This is a genomic window from Streptomyces sp. B8-7 (assembly GCF_058833805.1).
Map to the genome: position 1 here is coordinate 797,212 of NZ_JBYRRL010000003.1, position 16,353 is coordinate 813,564.

A 16,353-nucleotide genomic window follows, 5' to 3' on the forward strand; every position below is an offset into this window, starting at 1 on the left:
GCACCGCACGTACCGGCGCCACCGGCGTCGTCCGTACCGGCGGGCGCCACGGGCTCCGTACGTACCGGCGTCGTCGGTGGCACCGGTGGCCGGTGGCACCGGTGGCCGGTGGCACCGGTGGCCGGTGGCACCGGTGGCCGGTGGCACCGGTGGCCGGTGGCACCGGTGGCCGGTGGCACCGGTGGCCGGTGGCGGCGCGCCGCCACCGGCCCTGACCGCTCCCCTGGCACTCCAGCGGGATCAGTACGCCGGACCGCTCCGGCCGCGCGCCCCGGACGGCAGCCGGGTCACCTCGCGACGTCCGCCCAGACCACCTTGCCGGTCTCCGTCCACCGCACCCCCCACCGGGTGGTGAGCCTGTGCACCACACGCAGGCCACGACCGTCGTCGTCGAGGAGGCCGCCCCGGCCCAGACGCGGCCTGCCGTTGCCGGTGTCGCCCACCTCGCACAGCAGGCCGTGACCGGACCTGATCAGCCGTACCGTGACGGGGCCGGTGGCATAGCGCACGGCGTTCGTGACCAGCTCGCTGACCAGGAGAGACACGGTGCACCGGGTGTCGTCCCTGACCTGCCACTGCCGCAGCAGCGCGGAGACCTGGGAGCGGGCCCGGGCGGGCGCGTCCCTGCGGGCGGGGAGCCGCCAGGTCGCGGTGTCCTCGTTGCGGTACCCGATCATGCGGGCGAGCAGCAGGGTGACGTCGTCGCGCTGACGCGCCGGAGCCAGCGCGGCGACGACGCGCCGGGCGGCCTGCTGCAGGGCGTCCCAGGGGTGCACCGCGGACACGGCCTCCGCCAGCCTGCCGATGCCCTCGTCGATCGGCAGGGCCGGATCCTCCACCAGGCCGTCCGTGTAGAGCGCGAGGAGAGCACCGGGAGGCGCCTCGAACGTGTGCACGTCGAACGGCTCCCGCAGCGCGAACTCGGCGCCCAGACCGGGGTGGGGTCGGATCGCGAGCGGGCCCGCGCGCCCGTCCGGGGAGACCAGGACCGGGGGCAGGTGCCCGGCGCTCGACAGGGCCACCCGATGGTTGACCGGGTCGTAGAGGGCGATGCAGCAGGTCGACCCGAGAGCGCTGTAGCCGGCCGTCAGCCCGGCCTCCGTGTCGTCCAGCAGCGTCACGGTCTCGTCCAGGTGCTCCAGCACCTCGTCGGGCGCCAGCCCCGCGGACAGCAGCGCGCGGGCCTCCATGCTCAGCTGGCCCATGGTCGCCGTGGCTCCCAGCCCGTGCCCGACGACGTCGCCGACCACCAACGCGGTCCGGCCGTCCGCCAGCGGAAAACTGTTCACCCAGTCGCCCCCGACGCCCGCGCTGTCGGGGGTGGCGGGCTGGTACACACTGGCGATCTCGACGGTGTCGCCGCCGGTGCGGGGCAGCAGCCGGCGCTGCAGGGCCAGTACCTGCGTGTGCTCGCGCTGGTGCTGGCGGGCCAGATCGACGTGGTGGGCGGTCCTGGCCACCAGTTCCTGCAGGTCGAGCAGCTCGCTGTCGCGGAAGGGGCGGTCCGCCCGCCGCCAGACCTCCGCCACGCCCAGGACGACGGGCGGCGAGCCGTCCAGGACCAGCGGGATGCAGGCCACACCGGCCGACCGGTCACCGGGTACCAGGGCGCGCACCACGCGCGGGCTGCCGAGCACCCGCTCGATGGTGTCCCGGTCGGGAATGACGATGGTCTGCGGGGCGTCGTCCCGCCGCACCGCCTGGGCCAGCAGGCGACTGGCGTCGCCGGGCAGGTCGTCCCCCGGAGTCACGTAGCCCTCGGGCCAGGCCCGGTCCGGCACCAGCGCCGCTCGCCGCAGCCGGATGCGGCCCTGCGCCTGCTCGGTGACTCCTTCGCCCGTCCACACGGCGAAGTCGAGGTCGACGGCGGCGACGTCTCCCCAGGCCAGTAGCGACTCCGCAAGCGACTGCGCGGTCTCGCCGATGTCCAGCGAGGTCCCGATCGCGGTCTCGGCGGCGTACAGGTGCAGTCTCCTGGCCATGGCGATCAGCGAGAGGGTGAGACCGTCCTCCGGCTCCGCGGCGGGCAGGATGCTCAGCGAGACCACGAGCTCCGACCCGTCGCGGCGGCGCAGGCGCTGGATCCGGGCGACGTGCGCCTCGCCGGTCTCCAGGACCTGCCGCAACCGCCGGGTGACCGTCGGTACGTCCCCGGGGGGCAGGAGATCGGCGAACAGGCTTCCGGTCGCCGCCTCCAGTCCCGCGAACACGGGGGCGTCCAGGTTGCGGCGGGTGATTCTCAGGTTCCTGTCCAGGTTGACCGCGCCGAGGATCTGATCGTGGCGGCCGGCCGCCTGGTCGTCGGGCTCGCGCAGCTGGGTGGTGCGTTCGTCCCGCGCGTCGGCGGGACCGCCGGCGGCTGCGCGCGCGCCGCGCGGGATGTAGCGCCCCAGGGCGCCGCTGACCAGCTCGAAGGGCGACGAGGACGAGGGAGAGGGTGTGGAGTCCATGCGGCTCCCTCGGCAATCCCCGGCGCAGCGCCGGGGCCGTACTCGGACCCTGCGACGGGGCCCCGAGATCCCCCACCGCACATCCCATTGAATACCACCGGGAGTCGCTTCGCCCACAGCAGCGGATCGCGCGGCGGACACGCACAGTGAGGGACTCCGCGCCGCCGGCGGAGCCGTGCTCACCCCCCGGGACCCCGGCGCCCGAGGCGCACGGGGCGCCCGGGGCGCACGGGTTCCACCGGGCCCGCGCGGGCCACCCGGCGTCCGCGCGGGCCACGGGGAGTCCGGACGGGCCGGAGTCCGGCGGCCCGCCTCCGGCCCGCCCGTCAGCCCAGGAAGCTCAGCCGCACCCGGCGCTCGGGGTTGTCCTTGTTCGTGTCGACCAGGCACACCGACTGCCAGGTGCCGAGGTCGAGGCGGCCGCCGACGACCGGCAGGGTGGCGTGCGGGGGCACGAGGGCGGGCAGGACGTGGTCCCGCCCGTGCCCCGGACTGCCATGGCGGTGACGCCAGCGGTCGTCCGCGGGCAGCAGGGTGCGCAGGGCGGCGAGGAGGTCGTCGTCGCTGCCCGCGCCGGTCTCGATGACGGCGACCCCGGCGGTCGCGTGCGGCACGAACACGTTGAGCAGGCCGTCCCGGCCGCCGGCCGCTTCCGCGAGGAAGGCACGGCAGTCGTCGGTGAGGTCGACGATCCGCTCCACGGAGCCGGAGGCGACGTGCAGCACTCGGGTGGTGAAGGCGTCTGGCATGCCCTCCATCCTGGCCCATGCACGGCCGTCCTGGCCCGCACCGGACGTTCTCGTCGCGGACTCCGGTTCGGTGGCCGGGGACGGGCTCCCCGGCCACCGGAACGGGGAGCGGGGGGAACGGGGGACGGGCTCGCGGCACGGGGCGGGTGGCGCGGGTCCCCGGCGGGAAGACCGGCAGCCCCGCCACGGTTGGTAGAAGCGTGAACCACATGCGTGAGGTCGAGGTCGCCGTCATCGGTGCCGGACAGGCGGGCCTGTCCAGCGCCTATCACCTCCGCCGCGCCGGTCTGGAACCGGGAAGCGGCTTCGTGGTGGTGGACCGCTCCCCCGGTCCGGGCGGCGCCTGGCAGTTCCGGTGGCCCTCGCTCACGTACGGCAAGGTGCACGGCCTGCACGCGCTGCCGGGCATGGAGCTGACGGGCGCCGACCCGCGCCGGCCGTCCGCGGCGGTGGTCTCCGAGTACTTCACCGCGTACGAACAGACCTTCGACCTGCGCGTACGGCGGCCGGTCGAGGTGCACGCGGTCCGGGAGGGCGGGGGAGGAAGGCTGCGCGTCGAGACCTCGGGCGGGGTCTGGGAGGCCCGTGCGCTGATCAACGCCACCGGCACCTGGGACCGGCCGTTCTGGCCGCACTATCCCGGGCAGGAGGCCTTCCGGGGGCGGCAGTTGCACACCGCGCGGTACCCGGGCCCCCTCGCGTTCGCCGGACAGCGGGTCGTGGTGGTGGGCGGGGGCGCGTCCGGCACCCAGCATCTGCTGGAGATCGCCCCCTACGCGGCCGCCACCACCTGGGTCACCCGGCGTCCGCCCGTCTTCCGTGACGGCCCGTTCGACGAGAACGCGGGCCGGGCCGCGGTGGCACTCGTGGCGGACCGGGTGCGGCAGGGGCTGCCGCCGCGCAGTGTGGTGTCGGTGACCGGGCTGCCGCTGAACGACGCGGTCCGCGCGGGACTGCGGGACGGGGTCCTGCGACGCGAGCCGATGTTCGACCGGATCACGCCGGACGGTGTGGCCTGGGACGACGGACGGCATGTGGCGGCCGACGTCATCCTGTGGGCGACCGGGTTCCGGGCCGCGATCGACCATCTGGCCCCGCTGCGGCTGCGTGAGCCGGGCGGCGGCATCCGGATGGAGGGCACGCGCGCGGCCGCCGATCCGCGCGTCCATCTCGTCGGCTACGGCCCGTCGGCGAGCACCGTCGGCGCCAACCGGGCCGGGCGGGCCGCCGTACGGGACATCCGGCGGCTGCTGGCCGGGGAGGCGGTCGCCGCGTGACGCACCGCCCGGAGACGCGCCGGACCGCGGGGGTGCCGGCCGCCCGGCCCCCGGGGCCGTCCCGCCCGCGGCCGGGCCATCGGGTCAGGGCTTCGCCTGGGCGCTCGTCTTCTGCTGCTGCTTCTGCTGCTTCTGCTGCTTCTGCTGCGCGTTGAACTCCGCCACGTTGCGCTGGTGTTCGGCGTAGTCGGCGGTGAAGCGGGTGTCGCCGGGCTTGACCGTGACGAAGTACAGCCAGTCGCCCGGGGTGGGGGTGATCGCGGCCCGCACGGCGTCCTCCCCCGGGTTGTCGATCGGGGTCGGCGGCAGCCCCATGCGCCGGTAGGAGTTGTAGGGGCTGTCCAGGCGGGTGTCGGACAGGGTGGTGTTCAGGGTGGAGCGGCCGAGCGCGTAGTTGAGGGTGGAGTCCATCTGCAGCGGCATGCCGCGCTCCAGCCGGTTGAAGATCACCCGGGCCACCTTGCCCATGTCCGCCTTCGTGGCGGCCTCGGCCTGGACGATGCTGGCGATGGTGACGGCCTGGTAGACGTTCATCGCGTTGCGCTGGGCGCCGGCCGAGACGGGCGCACCGTTGAACTTCTTGTTCGCCGTGTCGACCATGTACGCCAGCAGCGCCTCGGGCGTCGTCTTCTTCTCCGGCAGCGGGTAGGTCGCCGGGAAGAGATAGCCCTCCGGGTTGCCCTCCGCGTCGTTGGGCAGCTTGAGACGGGCCTTGGGCAGCGCCTTCCTGGTGCTGCCCGCGGGCAGTCCGAGGGCCTTGTCCACGGCCTCGTAGACCTGGCCGGCGCGCCAGCCCTCGGGGATCACCAGGGTGGCGGGCTTGGGCTCCGGTTTCTCTTCGAGGGTCAGCAGCGGCACCGCCACGGCGGTGCCGGCCACGACGGCCCCGGTCGCGATGAGGGCGATGCGGCCCCGGCGCGTCAGTCGGATCGTGCTCCGTGGCGGAGTGTTCGTCTGCATGCGGGCACGGTAACCCGCTATTCACCGCAAACCCGGCATATCGTCATCTTGTCGGCGCCAGTCGGGCGTCCCCTCGCACCAGTGCGGCGTACCGTCCGTCGAGCCGCAAGAGGTCCTCGTGCGTGCCCTGTTCGACCGCGCGGCCGGAGTCCAGGACCACGATCCGGTCGGCGCCCCGAATGGTGGACAGGCGGTGCGCGATCGTGAGCGTCGTACGGCCGGCCGAGAGCGCGTCGATGGCCTCCTGCACCGCGCTCTCGGTCCGCGTGTCCAGCGCGCTGGTGGCCTCGTCGAGGATCAGCACGGGCGGGTCGCGCAGGATGGTGCGGGCGAGGGCGAGACGCTGTTTCTCGCCGCCGGAGAAGCGGTGGCCCCGCTCGCCGACGACCGTGTCGTACCCGTCGGGCAGGGACGCGATGTGGTCGTGGATCTGCGCCGCCTTCGCCGCCGCGTGCAGTTCCTCGTCGGTGGCGTCGGGCTTGGCGAAGCGGAGGTTGTCGGCGACCGAGGCGTGGAAGAGGTACGTCTCCTGCGAGACGACCCCCACCGCCCGGGCGAGGGTGGCGAAGTCGAGGTCGCGCACGTCGACCCCGTCGATGGTGACCCGGCCGCCCGTCACGTCGTAGAGCCTCGGCACCAGGTAGCCCAGGGTGGACTTGCCCGCACCGGTGGGGCCGACCAGTGCGAGGCTGCCGCCCGGCGGGACGGCGATGTCGATGCCGTCCAGGACCGGGCGGCCGGTGTCCTCCCCGTCGTAGCGGAACTCCACGTCCTCGAAACGGACTTCTCCCCTGACGTGGTCGAGGTGGACGGGACGGTCGCGTTCGGTGATGTCGACCGGCAGGTCCAGGTACTCGAAGATGCGCTGGAACAACGCCAGCGAGGTCTGGATCTGCACCCCGGTGCCGAGCAGGCTCACCGTGGGCCGGAACAGGCCCTGCTGCAGCGAGACGAAGGCCACGATCGTGCCGAGGGAGACACCGGGGCCACCCAGGTGCAGGGCGAGGCCGGCCGTCCAGTAGATGACAGCGGGCATCGCGGCCATCACGATCGTGATCACGGCCATCCGCCAGCGACCCGCCATGCTGGAGCGGACCTCCAGCCCGACCAGGCGCTCGGACTCCTCGGAGAACGCCCTGGTCAGCGACTCCGAGCGGCCCATCGTGCGCCCCAGCAGGATGCCGCTGACGGACAGCGACTCGGTGACGGTGGCGGCCATCGCAGCCATCTGCTTCTGCCGCTCACCGGTGATCCTCTTGCGTTCGTCGCCGACCCGGCGGCTGATCCACACGAACACCGGCAGCAGAACCAGCGAGACGACCGTGAGCCGCCAGTCGAGGGCGAGCATGGCCACGACGGTGGCGACGACACCGGTCAAGTTGGAGACCAGCGAGGTGGCCGTGGAGGTGACCGTCGCCTGCATGCCGCCGATGTCGTTGGCGATGCGCGACTGCACCTCACCGGTGCGCGTGCGGGTGAAGAACGCGAGGGACATCCGCTGGAGGCGGCCGTAGACGGCGGTGCGCAGGTCGTGCATCACGCGCTGGCCGACGGTCGTCGAGATCAGCGTCTGCAGGACACCGAAGACGCTGGTGAGTACGGCACTGAGGATCATGCCCAGGGCCAGCAGGGTGAGCAGACCGGTGCGCTGCTCGGGGATCGCCGTGTCGAGGATCGCCTTCAGCAGGAAGGGGGTCGCGACGGACACCAGCGAGGAGGCGCCCACGAGCAGGCCCACCACGGTCAGCCGGCCGCGGTAGGGGCGGAAGAGGGACAGGATGCGGCGCACCTGCCGGGGCTGCGCCGCGGCGTCGGCGGGCGGCTTCCAGGCGGCTTCATGGTCGGGATGCATGGGCTCCTACGGAGGGAAGGGGGCCGGCGGCCGTGCTCACGGGACGGATGCCTACGGTGACTGACGGATCATAGCTCATTGTTACCTATGCTCACAATGAATGTTGTCCTGATATTGTTCCTGCATGACCTCCCCCGACCCCGAGGGCCTGCTCGCCGAACAGCTGCTGCGGCTCACCCGCCGGGTGCATCGCATCCAGAAGCGGCATCTGGAATGCCGCGACCTCGGTATCACTCCAGCCCAGTCGCGCCTCCTGCGCACACTGGCGCACTTCGGCTCCCCGCCGCGGATGGCCGATCTCGCCGAGCGGCTGGAAGTGGTGCCGCGCGCGGTGACGACCCTGGTCGACGGGCTGGAGGCGAGCGGCAGGGTGCGCCGTGTTCCCGACCCGGCCAACCGCCGCGTCATCCGGATCGAGGTCACCGAGGAGGGACGCGAGGCCCTGCGCGAACTGCGGCAGGCCCGACGGTCGGCGGCCGAGGAGATCCTCGCTCCGCTGACCCAGGAGCAGCGCGCGGCGCTGGGAGGGCTGCTGGACGTCCTGATGGACGGCTGCGCGGGCGGAGGGGCGCCCGGTGGTGCCCGGACCGAGGGTGTGCACGGCGCCGCCCGTGCGGGTGCCGCGCACGACGACGCCCATGGCGGAGGCGCCCGCGACGGGGGCGGGCCCGGTGACGCCCGGGGCGGTGGGCCGGCCGGCGGGCACCGGGGTGTGTCCGGCGCCGGGCACGGCGAGGCCGGGCACGGCGGCTGACCGGCCCGGCTCGGTCGGGGTGTCGGTGGAGCGGTGAGCACGCCTGCGAGGGCCGAAGCGCGTTCGGGCGGCTGATCACCGGAACGGGTTCGGCGTCGTGGTGGCCGGCCGCAGCGGGGCGCAGGGCGTGCGGGAGACCGTCGCGGGACTCGGAGACGGCGGGTGCCGGGGAGAACGGGGGTCGCGCGGAGCGGGGAGGGCGCCGCGGCCTGTGCCAGGTACCGCCGCTGCCCCTGTGGCGTTGCGCGGTCGCGAAGAACAGTGGAAGGCTGGAAGGCGGAACCGGCTCCGGAGAAGTCCGCGGGCCAGGTGACGCGGTGACGGCTCGGGGCCGCGCCCCGCGCGGCGACGACGCCCCGCGGCCCGAGGTGTGAACGGCACCGTGCCCACCCACTGGAGGTACTCGTGAACAGCGCCGACGGATGGGGAGACGACGTCTATCAGCCCGACGGGTCGGACGTGCAGGACGACGCGGGTCTGCTCGATGCCGAGGACACCCTGATGAACGACGGTGTCGGCGACCCTCTCGACCGCGGCTGGTCCCCTCCGGAGCGTCCGTGGGCCGTGGAGCACTCGGGTGTGACGGCGGCCGAGCGGACGCAGGGGGAGAGCCTGGAGCAGCGGCTGGCCGAGGAGGTGCCGGACGTTGCCGCGCCGGACGGGGACGGCATCGGCGACCGCGACACCGACGGAGAGCCTCTGGACAGCGAGGTCGGCGCGGTGCGCTCGGGCCGCCTCGTGGCTCCCGACGAGGGTGTCCACGAGGACGAGGAGAGCGCGCTCGTCGCCACGGACGTGGGCATCGACGGTGCGGCGGCCTCCGCCGAGGAGGCGGCCGTGCACATCGTCGACGAGGAGCTGTCCGGCTGACCCTCCCCGCGACCCCACTGCCCCACCGGACCAGCCCACCGGACCAGCCCCACCGGACCAGGAGGCCTCATGCCGCAGGACCAGCACCCCGACTACCGGCCCGTCGTCTTCCGCGACCGCGCCGCCGGGTACGCCTTCCTCACCCGGTCCACGGCGTCCAGCGACCAGACCATCGAATGGGACGACGGCGCGACCTACCCGGTGGTGGACGTGGAGATCTCGTCCGAGAGCCACCCCTTCTACACCGGCAGGGCCCGCACCGTCGATGCCGAGGGCAGGATCGCCCGCTTCGAGCGGCGCTACGGCGACGGCACGCCCGGCCGCACCGGCTGAGTCCCCTGCGCGCCCCACGCGCTGTCGCCCGGCGCCCGCGCAGGTGCGCAGGCCGCCCGGACGCCTCAGAGGACGTTGAGCGCGACGACCCCTCCTACTCCGCCGAGCACCATGAAGGCCGGCATCAGCACCTTCAGCTCCACCCAGCTGCCGGCACGGAACCGCATGCCCTTGGGCGGCCCGAGCGGGTACCAGCGCTTGCGGCCCAGCGGGATCGGCCACAGGATCGGGCATCCCGAAACGGTCAGGGCGTCCCCGATGTCGTGCACGAGCGCGCCGAGGACCACGGGCAGGCCCAGCCACAGGTACTCCTGGCCGGGCTCGGTGAACAGCCAGTCCGCACCGCTGCCCGGCTTGTCGAGCACTCCGGCGAGGATCCAGGCGCTGGTCGCGGCCAGCAGCCATACCAGCACGTCGCTGCTCGATCCCCGGGCCGCACGCCACAGCAGTCCCTCGATCGCCAGCACCATGTGCACGAAGAGGATCCCCAGCACCGCCCAGCGACCGCCGGTGATCGCCAGCACCGAGAAGGACGCCCCGATCAGCACCGCCCACAGCCAGGTGTGCGTCAGGGTGCGGTGCCCGCCCGAGCGGCGCGTGTCGCCCGGCTTCCGGGTGGCCTTGTAGACCGCGTAGGAGAGCTTGTCCACGATCTCGCACAGGCCGCGCGACAGCGGACCGAAGGCGCGCGAGATGGTGGCGGCCTTGTGGTCGAGGTCCGGGGCGAGGGCCGCTCCGGCGCAGATCAGGGAGCCGACGAGGAGCACCGGCCACGGCATCGGTGCTCCGGCCGCGGCGGCCGCCGCCCCGACGCCGAGCCAGGCCGCCGCCCCCGACAGTGAGTGTGCTGGTCCCATCATCGCCGGTTCCCGCCCCGTTCCTCGTGTGTCGCTGTCCTGTTGACCGCGTGGGCTGACGCCACGTCGGCGCCACAGCGTAGCGGTCCCGATCTTCACGCAGGCATCCGATTCCCCGCTGGGGCCACAGGCCAGGCAAGATGGGGGCGTGACCCTCATCGATCAGCTCCCGCCGACCGCCGACCCCGACGCCCTGTACGAAGCCTTCGAGTCCTGGACCCAGGAGCGAGGTCTCACGCTCTATCCCCATCAGGAAGAGGCGCTGATCGAGGTGGTGTCCGGCGCGAACGTGATCGTGTCGACGCCCACCGGCTCCGGCAAGAGCATGATCGCGGCCGGTGCCCACTTCGCCGCGCTGGCCCGCGACGAGGTCACTTTCTACACCGCTCCGATCAAGGCACTGGTGTCGGAGAAGTTCTTCGAACTGTGCAAGATCTTCGGCACCGAGAACGTCGGGATGCTCACCGGCGACGCGTCCGTCAACGCGGACGCCCCGGTCATCTGCTGCACCGCGGAGATCCTGGCCTCGATCGCGCTGCGCGACGGCAAGGACGCCGATGTCGGCCAGGTCGTCATGGACGAGTTCCACTTCTACGCCGAGGCCGACCGCGGCTGGGCCTGGCAGATCCCGATCCTCGAACTGCCGCAGGCGCAGTTCATCCTGATGTCCGCGACACTCGGCGACGTCTCGATGTTCGAGAAGGACCTCACCCGGCGCACCGGACGCCCCACCTCGGTGGTGCGTTCCGCCACCCGCCCCGTGCCCCTGTCCTACGAGTACCGGCGCACGCCGCTGACGGAGACACTCACCGAGCTGCTGCAGACCCGGCAGGCGCCGGTGTACATCGTGCACTTCACCCAGGCTCAGGCCGTGGAGCGGGCTCAGGCGCTGATGAGCATCAACATGTGCTCGCGGGAGGAGAAGGATCAGATCGCCGGGCTGATCGGCAACTTCCGCTTCACCACCAAGTTCGGCCGCAACCTCTCCCGCTATGTGCGGCACGGCATCGGAGTGCACCACGCCGGCATGCTGCCCAAGTACCGGCGGCTGGTGGAGAAGCTCGCGCAGGCCGGTCTGCTGAAGGTGATCTGCGGCACCGACACCCTCGGTGTGGGAGTCAACGTGCCCATCCGGACAGTGCTGTTCACGGCTCTCACCAAGTACGACGGGAGCCGGGTGCGCACACTGCGGGCCCGGGAGTTCCACCAGATCGCCGGCCGGGCCGGACGCGCCGGGTTCGACACGGCGGGCTTCGTGGTGGCCCAGGCCCCGGAGCATGTGATCGAGAACGACAAGGCACTCGCCAAGGCGGGCGACGACCCGAAGAAGCGCCGCAAGGTGGTGCGCAAGAAGGCGCCCGAGGGTTTCGTGGCCTGGAGCGAGGACACCTTCGAGAAGCTGATCGCCTCCCAGCCGGAGCCGCTGACCTCCCGGTTCCGGGTCACGCACACCATGCTGCTGTCGGTGATCGCGCGTCCCGGCAACGCGTTCGAGGCCATGCGGCATCTGCTGGAGGACAACCACGAGCCGCGCCGGCAGCAGCTGCGTCACATCCGGCGGGCGATCGCGATCTACCGCTCGCTGCTGGACGGCGGGATCGTCGAGAAGCTCGACGCACCCGACACCGAGGGCCGGATCGTCCGGCTCACGGTCGACCTCCAGCAGGACTTCGCGCTCAACCAGCCGCTGTCCACGTTCGCCCTGGCCGCCTTCGAACTCCTGGACCCCGAGTCGCCGTCCTACGCCCTGGACATGGTCTCGGTGGTGGAGTCCACCCTGGACGACCCGCGTCAGATCCTGGCCGCCCAGCAGAACAAGGCCCGCGGCGAGGCCGTGGCCGCGATGAAGGCCGACGGCGTCGAGTACGAGGAGCGCATGGAGCGCCTGCAGGACGTCACCTACCCGAAGCCGCTGGAGGAACTGCTCTTCCACGCCTACGACACGTACCGCAGGAGCCACCCGTGGGTCGGTGACCATCCGCTGTCGCCGAAGTCCGTCATCAGGGACATGTACGAGCGGGCCCTGTCCTTCACGGAACTCGTGTCGTTCTACGAGCTGGCCCGTACCGAGGGCATCGTGCTGCGCTACCTCGCCGGCGCCTACAAGGCCCTGGACCACACCGTGCCCGACGACCTGAAGTCCGAGGACCTCCAGGATCTGGTGGAGTGGCTGGGCGAGATGGTCCGGCAGGTCGACTCCAGCCTGCTGGACGAGTGGGAGCAGCTCGCGAACCCGGAGGAGATGACGGCCGAGGAGGCGCAGGAGAAGGCCGACCAGGTCAAGCCGGTCACCAGCAACGCGCGCGCCTTCCGGGTGCTGGTCCGCAACGCCCTCTTCCGGCGTGTGGAGCTGGCCGCCCTGGACCAGGTGGACGAGCTCGGCGATCTGGACGCCGGATCCGGCTGGGACGCGGACGCGTGGGGCGAGGCCATGGACCGCTACTGGGACGAGTACGACGACCTCGGCACCGGCCCGAACGCCCGTGGTCCGAAGCTGCTCGTCATCGAAGAGGAGCCGCAGAACGGCCTGTGGCGCGTCCGGCAGATCTTCGACGACCCCGCCGGGGACCACGACTGGGGCATCAGCGCCGAGATCGACCTTGCCGCCTCCGACGCGGAGGGCCGCGCGGTGGTCCGGGTGACGGACGTCGGTCAGCTGTGAGAACTGGAGGAACCCGCCCGTGACGAACCCTGCCGAGCGACTCGTGGACCTGCTCGACCTGGAGCAGATCGAGGTCGACATCTTCCGCGGCCGCAGCCCCGACGAGTCCCTCCAGCGGGTTTTCGGCGGGCAGGTGGCGGGCCAGGCGCTGGTGGCCGCCGGGCGGACCACCGAGGGCGACCGCCCCGTGCACTCGCTGCACGCGTACTTCCTCCGGCCGGGGCGGCCGGGCGTGCCGATCGTGTACCAGGTCGAACGGGTACGGGACGGACGGTCGTTCACGACGCGGCGGGTCACGGCCGTGCAGCAGGGCCGCACGATCTTCAATCTCACCGCCTCCTTTCACAAACCGGAAAAGGGGAGTTTCGAGCACCAGCTGCCGCCCGCCCGCCAGGTGCCGGGACCTGAGGCGCTGCCGACGGTCGCGGACGAGATCCGGGAGCATCTGGGCACGCTGCCGGAGCAGTTGGAGCGGATGGCGCGACGGCAGCCGTTCGACATCCGCTATGCGGACCGGCTGCGGTGGACCGAGGAGGAGATCGCGGGTGCCGAACCGCGCAGCGCGGTGTGGATGCGCGCGGTCGGTCCGCTGGGCGACGACCCGCTCGTGCACACCTGCGCGCTGACCTACGCCAGCGACATGACGCTGCTGGACGCCGTGCGGATCCCGGTCGAACCGCTGTGGGGCCCGCGCGGTTTCGACATGGCGTCGCTGGACCACGCCATGTGGTTCCACCGGCCGTTCCGCGCCGACGAGTGGTTTCTGTACGACCAGGAGTCGCCGGTCGCCACGGGCGGGCGCGGTCTCGCCCGAGGCAGGATCTACGACCTCGACGGCCGCCTGCTCGTCTCGGTCGTCCAGGAGGGGTTGTTCAGGGCGCTGTAGGCCCGCGTCCTGGGGCGGGGCCGCGGACGGCCCCGGTGGTGGACGCCGGCCCGCGCGCACGCGGCCGCGCCGGCACACCGGTGCGGACCGCCGGTGCCGTCCGCGCACCCGGTGGGCGCCGGCGTCCGGGCGGTACGGCCTTCCGAAGGCCTCCTCCGCCCTCGTCGGGCACGGTGTGGATCCGCCCGGGTCGGACCGCGGGACGGAACTCGTCGCGCCCGGAACCCAGTTCGCGGGTGGCCCGGCCGGGCGGGCCGGCGGCGTGGCCGGGCGTGCGGGAAGAGTGTTCGGAACCTGTGACGGTGTCGCCGGACATGAGCGGTCTCCCCCGTGGAGTCGGTGGCTCACGCGGTGTGCGTGGCCGTACGAAGACGGTAGCCGCTGCGGCCGCTCTCGCGGGACCCCTGTGGATAACTCCGCGGGAGAGGAGAGAACGCAGGTCAAGGCTCTAAGTGTGGCCCCCGGGCGGACTCTCGGACATCCACTGCGAGGTGCTCCCCGACCCGGTTGACGAGCAGGGTCATCTCGTAGCCGATCCGGCCGATGTCGGCCTCGGCGTCGCTCAGGACGCACAGGCAGCTGCCGGTGCCCGCGGCGGTGACGAACAGCACCGCCTCGTCGAACTCGACCATCGTCTGGCGGACCTGTCCCGCGCCGAAGTGGCGTCCGGATCCCCTGGCCAGGCTGTGCAGCCCGGATGCGACGGCGGCGAGGTGCTCGGCGTCCTCGCGGCGCAGCCCGGTGCTCGCCGCGGTGACGAGGCCGTCGGTGGACAGCACCAGCGCGTGCCGTACCGCGTCGACCCGCTCGGTCAGATCGTCCAGCAGCCAGTCCAGTCCGTGGTTCTGCGCCATGTTCCGGTCTCCCCGTGTGACGACTCCCCCTCCCCGGAGGAACTCTCCGCCAGCCTTCCCCACCGGCGGGCCGCCGGGCAAGGAGGATGGGGACATGGCACACAAGATGACCGACGGGGAATGGCGGGAGTTCGTCTCGTACGGCACCCGCACCGGCAAGCTGTCCACCGTCCGCGCCGACGGCAGCCCGCATGTGACGCCGGTCTGGTTCCTGCTGGACGGGGACGACCTGGTGTTCAACACGGGCAAGGACACCGTCAAGGGCCGCAATCTGGTGCGGGACGGCCGGGTCGCCGTGTGTGTGGACGACGACCGGCCGCCGTTCGACTTCGTGGTGCTCCAGGGGCGGGCCCGGGTCTCGGAGGACCCCGCGGAGTTGCGTCGCTGGGCCGCCCGCATCGCGGCCCGGTACATGGGCGAGGACCGCGCCGAGGAGTTCGGCGCGCGCAACGGGGTCCCCGGGGAACTGCTCGTCCGCGTGGCGGTCGACAGGGTCGTCGCGCAGAGGGCGGTGGCCGACTGAGGCGGGGGCTCTCACCCCTGCCGTGAGACCGGTCGTGCGGTCAGCCCACGGATTCGAGCAGCCGGGCCGTGTGCATCCGCCCGGCGTGCTCGACGAGGCGGATCAGCACGTCCTTCCCGGACTCCCTGTCCCGTGCGTCGCACAGGACGACGGGTGTGCCCGGGTCGAGGTCCAGGGCGTGTGAGACGTCGTCGGCGGCGTGCGCGCGGGCGCCGGAGAAGCAGTTGACGGCCACGACGAACGGGATGTGCCGGTGCTCGAAGTAGTCCACCGCAGGGAAGGAGTCCTCCAGCCGCCGGGTGTCGGCGAGGACGACCGCGCCCAGTGCGCCCTGGGAGAGTTCGTCCCACAGGAACCAGAAGCGGTCCTGCCCGGGAGTGCCGAACAGATAGAGGGACAGCCCGGAGCGGATCGTGATCCGGCCGAAGTCCATGGCGACCGTGGTGGTGGTCTTCCGGTCCACGCCGTCGGTGTCGTCCACCGACCGGCCGGCCTGGCTGAGCGGTTCCTCGGTGCGCAGCGGCCTGATCTCGCTGACCGCGCCGACCAGGGTGGTCTTGCCTGCGCCGAATCCGCCGGCGACCAGGATCTTCAGGGCCAGCGGGGCCGACTCGTCGCCGGGAGCGCAGGAGTGGTCGTGGGCCATGGATCACTTCTCTCAGGAGTTGCGGAATGCGGGCGGCGTGCGGGGACCGGCGCGCCCGGGCGGACGGACGCGCGGATGCGGAGCGGATGTACGAAGTCAGCATGATGACAAGAATGGCCCCTCTTCGGGGGATTGGACGGAATATGGAGTGATGTGACCACCTCGGACCCGTTCGATACGTGGTCGGTTCGCGGGGCGGCCGCGGCCGGTGTCCTTGTGGCGGTCCGCGGCTCCCGTCCGCGGTCCGCTACAGGGCCCGCAGGCCCGCGATGACCTCGCGCAGAACCCGTTCGTCGGGGAGCTGCGCGGGCGGCACCGGACGTCTGACGGTGACGGAGCCGAGTTCCAGGAGGTCGCCGAGGAGCACGCGCACCACACCGACGGCGAGGTCGGCGCCCGCCGCGAGCTCCGCGACGGACTGCGTGTCCGTGCGGCACAGGTCCAGCAGAGCCCGGTGCTCCGGCCCGAGCATGATGTCGTCCCCGGCGGCCGGCGCCTCCGGGCCGTGGGTGACGAGGGCGATCAGGTCGAGACGTACGCCGGCGGGCCCGGGCCGGGTCCGTCCGCCCGTCACGGCGTACGGGCGGACGAGGGGGCCCGCCTCCTGGTCGTACCACTGTCCGCCCGGCGGGCCGGGGGCGTCCTGCGCGGCATCGGTCATGGTCGGGACCGCCTTCTCG

The 16,353-nt window shown here is 72.6% G+C and carries 14 protein-coding genes and 1 pseudogene; 7 read left to right on the forward strand and 8 right to left on the reverse strand.

What is annotated here, in order from left to right; translation table 11 throughout:
- Positions 1 to 287: 287 nt before the first annotated feature.
- Together AC5K6T_RS18665 and AC5K6T_RS18670 are read right to left on the reverse strand one after the other, a co-directional pair.
- Positions 288 to 2,450, reverse strand: coding sequence for a SpoIIE family protein phosphatase (locus AC5K6T_RS18665; protein ID WP_493210438.1), 2,163 nt, complete (start codon positions 2,448 to 2,450; stop codon positions 288 to 290).
- Positions 2,451 to 2,776: 326 nt separating this feature from the next.
- The gene (locus tag AC5K6T_RS18670; protein ID WP_493210439.1) at positions 2,777 to 3,199 is read right to left on the reverse strand and encodes a secondary thiamine-phosphate synthase enzyme YjbQ; all 423 of its coding nucleotides are present in this window, start codon (positions 3,197 to 3,199) and stop codon (positions 2,777 to 2,779) included.
- Positions 3,200 to 3,408: 209 nt separating this feature from the next.
- Here AC5K6T_RS18670 and AC5K6T_RS18675 point away from each other — a divergent pair, with 209 nt between their 5' ends.
- Entirely contained in the window at positions 3,409 to 4,476 is a 1,068-nt protein-coding gene (locus AC5K6T_RS18675; protein WP_493210859.1) for an NAD(P)-binding domain-containing protein, read from the forward strand.
- A gap of 84 nt (positions 4,477 to 4,560) precedes the next feature.
- On the opposite strand, the gene mltG is transcribed toward AC5K6T_RS18675, so the two are convergent.
- On the reverse strand, positions 4,561 to 5,436 hold the full coding sequence (gene mltG, locus AC5K6T_RS18680) for an endolytic transglycosylase MltG (RefSeq protein WP_493210440.1): 876 nt from the start codon (positions 5,434 to 5,436) through the stop codon (positions 4,561 to 4,563).
- A 43-nt stretch (positions 5,437 to 5,479) separates the two neighbouring features.
- Positions 5,480 to 7,288 (reverse strand): ABC transporter ATP-binding protein, encoded by a 1,809-nt coding sequence (locus tag AC5K6T_RS18685; RefSeq protein ID WP_493210442.1) that lies wholly within the window; start codon positions 7,286 to 7,288, stop codon positions 5,480 to 5,482.
- A gap of 124 nt (positions 7,289 to 7,412) precedes the next feature.
- On the opposite strand from AC5K6T_RS18685, the pseudogene AC5K6T_RS18690 reads away from it, so the two are divergent.
- From AC5K6T_RS18690 to AC5K6T_RS18700, 3 genes and pseudogenes are all read left to right on the forward strand, one after another.
- Positions 7,413 to 7,841, forward strand: a pseudogene (locus AC5K6T_RS18690) (MarR family winged helix-turn-helix transcriptional regulator); the annotation flags it as partial.
- 606 nt (positions 7,842 to 8,447) lie between these two features.
- Positions 8,448 to 8,912: a DUF5709 domain-containing protein gene (locus AC5K6T_RS18695; RefSeq protein WP_493210444.1), complete on the forward strand. Its 465-nt coding sequence runs from the start codon at positions 8,448 to 8,450 to the stop codon at positions 8,910 to 8,912.
- Between the two features lie 69 nt (positions 8,913 to 8,981).
- Positions 8,982 to 9,245 carry a type B 50S ribosomal protein L31 gene (locus tag AC5K6T_RS18700; RefSeq protein ID WP_493210446.1) on the forward strand — a complete coding sequence of 88 codons (264 nt, stop codon included), beginning with the start codon at positions 8,982 to 8,984 and terminating at the stop codon, positions 9,243 to 9,245.
- A gap of 65 nt (positions 9,246 to 9,310) precedes the next feature.
- On the opposite strand, the gene AC5K6T_RS18705 is transcribed toward AC5K6T_RS18700, so the two are convergent.
- The gene (locus tag AC5K6T_RS18705; RefSeq protein ID WP_493210448.1) at positions 9,311 to 10,105 is read right to left on the reverse strand and encodes a metal-dependent hydrolase; all 795 of its coding nucleotides are present in this window, start codon (positions 10,103 to 10,105) and stop codon (positions 9,311 to 9,313) included.
- A gap of 145 nt (positions 10,106 to 10,250) precedes the next feature.
- Between AC5K6T_RS18705 and AC5K6T_RS18710 the strand changes: the two genes are divergently transcribed.
- Together AC5K6T_RS18710 and AC5K6T_RS18715 are read left to right on the forward strand one after the other, a co-directional pair.
- A complete protein-coding gene (locus tag AC5K6T_RS18710; RefSeq protein WP_493210450.1) occupies positions 10,251 to 12,764 on the forward strand; it encodes a DEAD/DEAH box helicase in 2,514 nt (837 codons plus the stop codon).
- A gap of 19 nt (positions 12,765 to 12,783) precedes the next feature.
- Positions 12,784 to 13,650: an acyl-CoA thioesterase gene (locus AC5K6T_RS18715; protein WP_493210451.1), complete on the forward strand. Its 867-nt coding sequence runs from the start codon at positions 12,784 to 12,786 to the stop codon at positions 13,648 to 13,650.
- Between the two features lie 440 nt (positions 13,651 to 14,090).
- On the opposite strand, the gene AC5K6T_RS18720 is transcribed toward AC5K6T_RS18715, so the two are convergent.
- A complete protein-coding gene (locus AC5K6T_RS18720; protein ID WP_493210453.1) occupies positions 14,091 to 14,504 on the reverse strand; it encodes a roadblock/LC7 domain-containing protein in 414 nt (137 codons plus the stop codon).
- Positions 14,505 to 14,598: 94 nt separating this feature from the next.
- On the opposite strand from AC5K6T_RS18720, the gene AC5K6T_RS18725 reads away from it, so the two are divergent.
- Complete coding sequence (locus tag AC5K6T_RS18725) at positions 14,599 to 15,027, forward strand: PPOX class F420-dependent oxidoreductase (RefSeq protein ID WP_493210455.1); 429 nt, start codon at positions 14,599 to 14,601, stop codon at positions 15,025 to 15,027.
- A 40-nt stretch (positions 15,028 to 15,067) separates the two neighbouring features.
- Here the strand turns inward: AC5K6T_RS18725 and AC5K6T_RS18730 are convergent, their stop codons facing one another.
- Positions 15,068 to 15,673 carry a GTP-binding protein gene (locus tag AC5K6T_RS18730; RefSeq protein ID WP_493210457.1) on the reverse strand — a complete coding sequence of 202 codons (606 nt, stop codon included), beginning with the start codon at positions 15,671 to 15,673 and terminating at the stop codon, positions 15,068 to 15,070.
- Positions 15,674 to 15,920: 247 nt separating this feature from the next.
- Complete coding sequence (locus AC5K6T_RS18735; RefSeq protein WP_493210459.1) at positions 15,921 to 16,334, reverse strand: DUF742 domain-containing protein; 414 nt, start codon at positions 16,332 to 16,334, stop codon at positions 15,921 to 15,923.
- Positions 16,335 to 16,353: the final 19 nt, after the last annotated feature.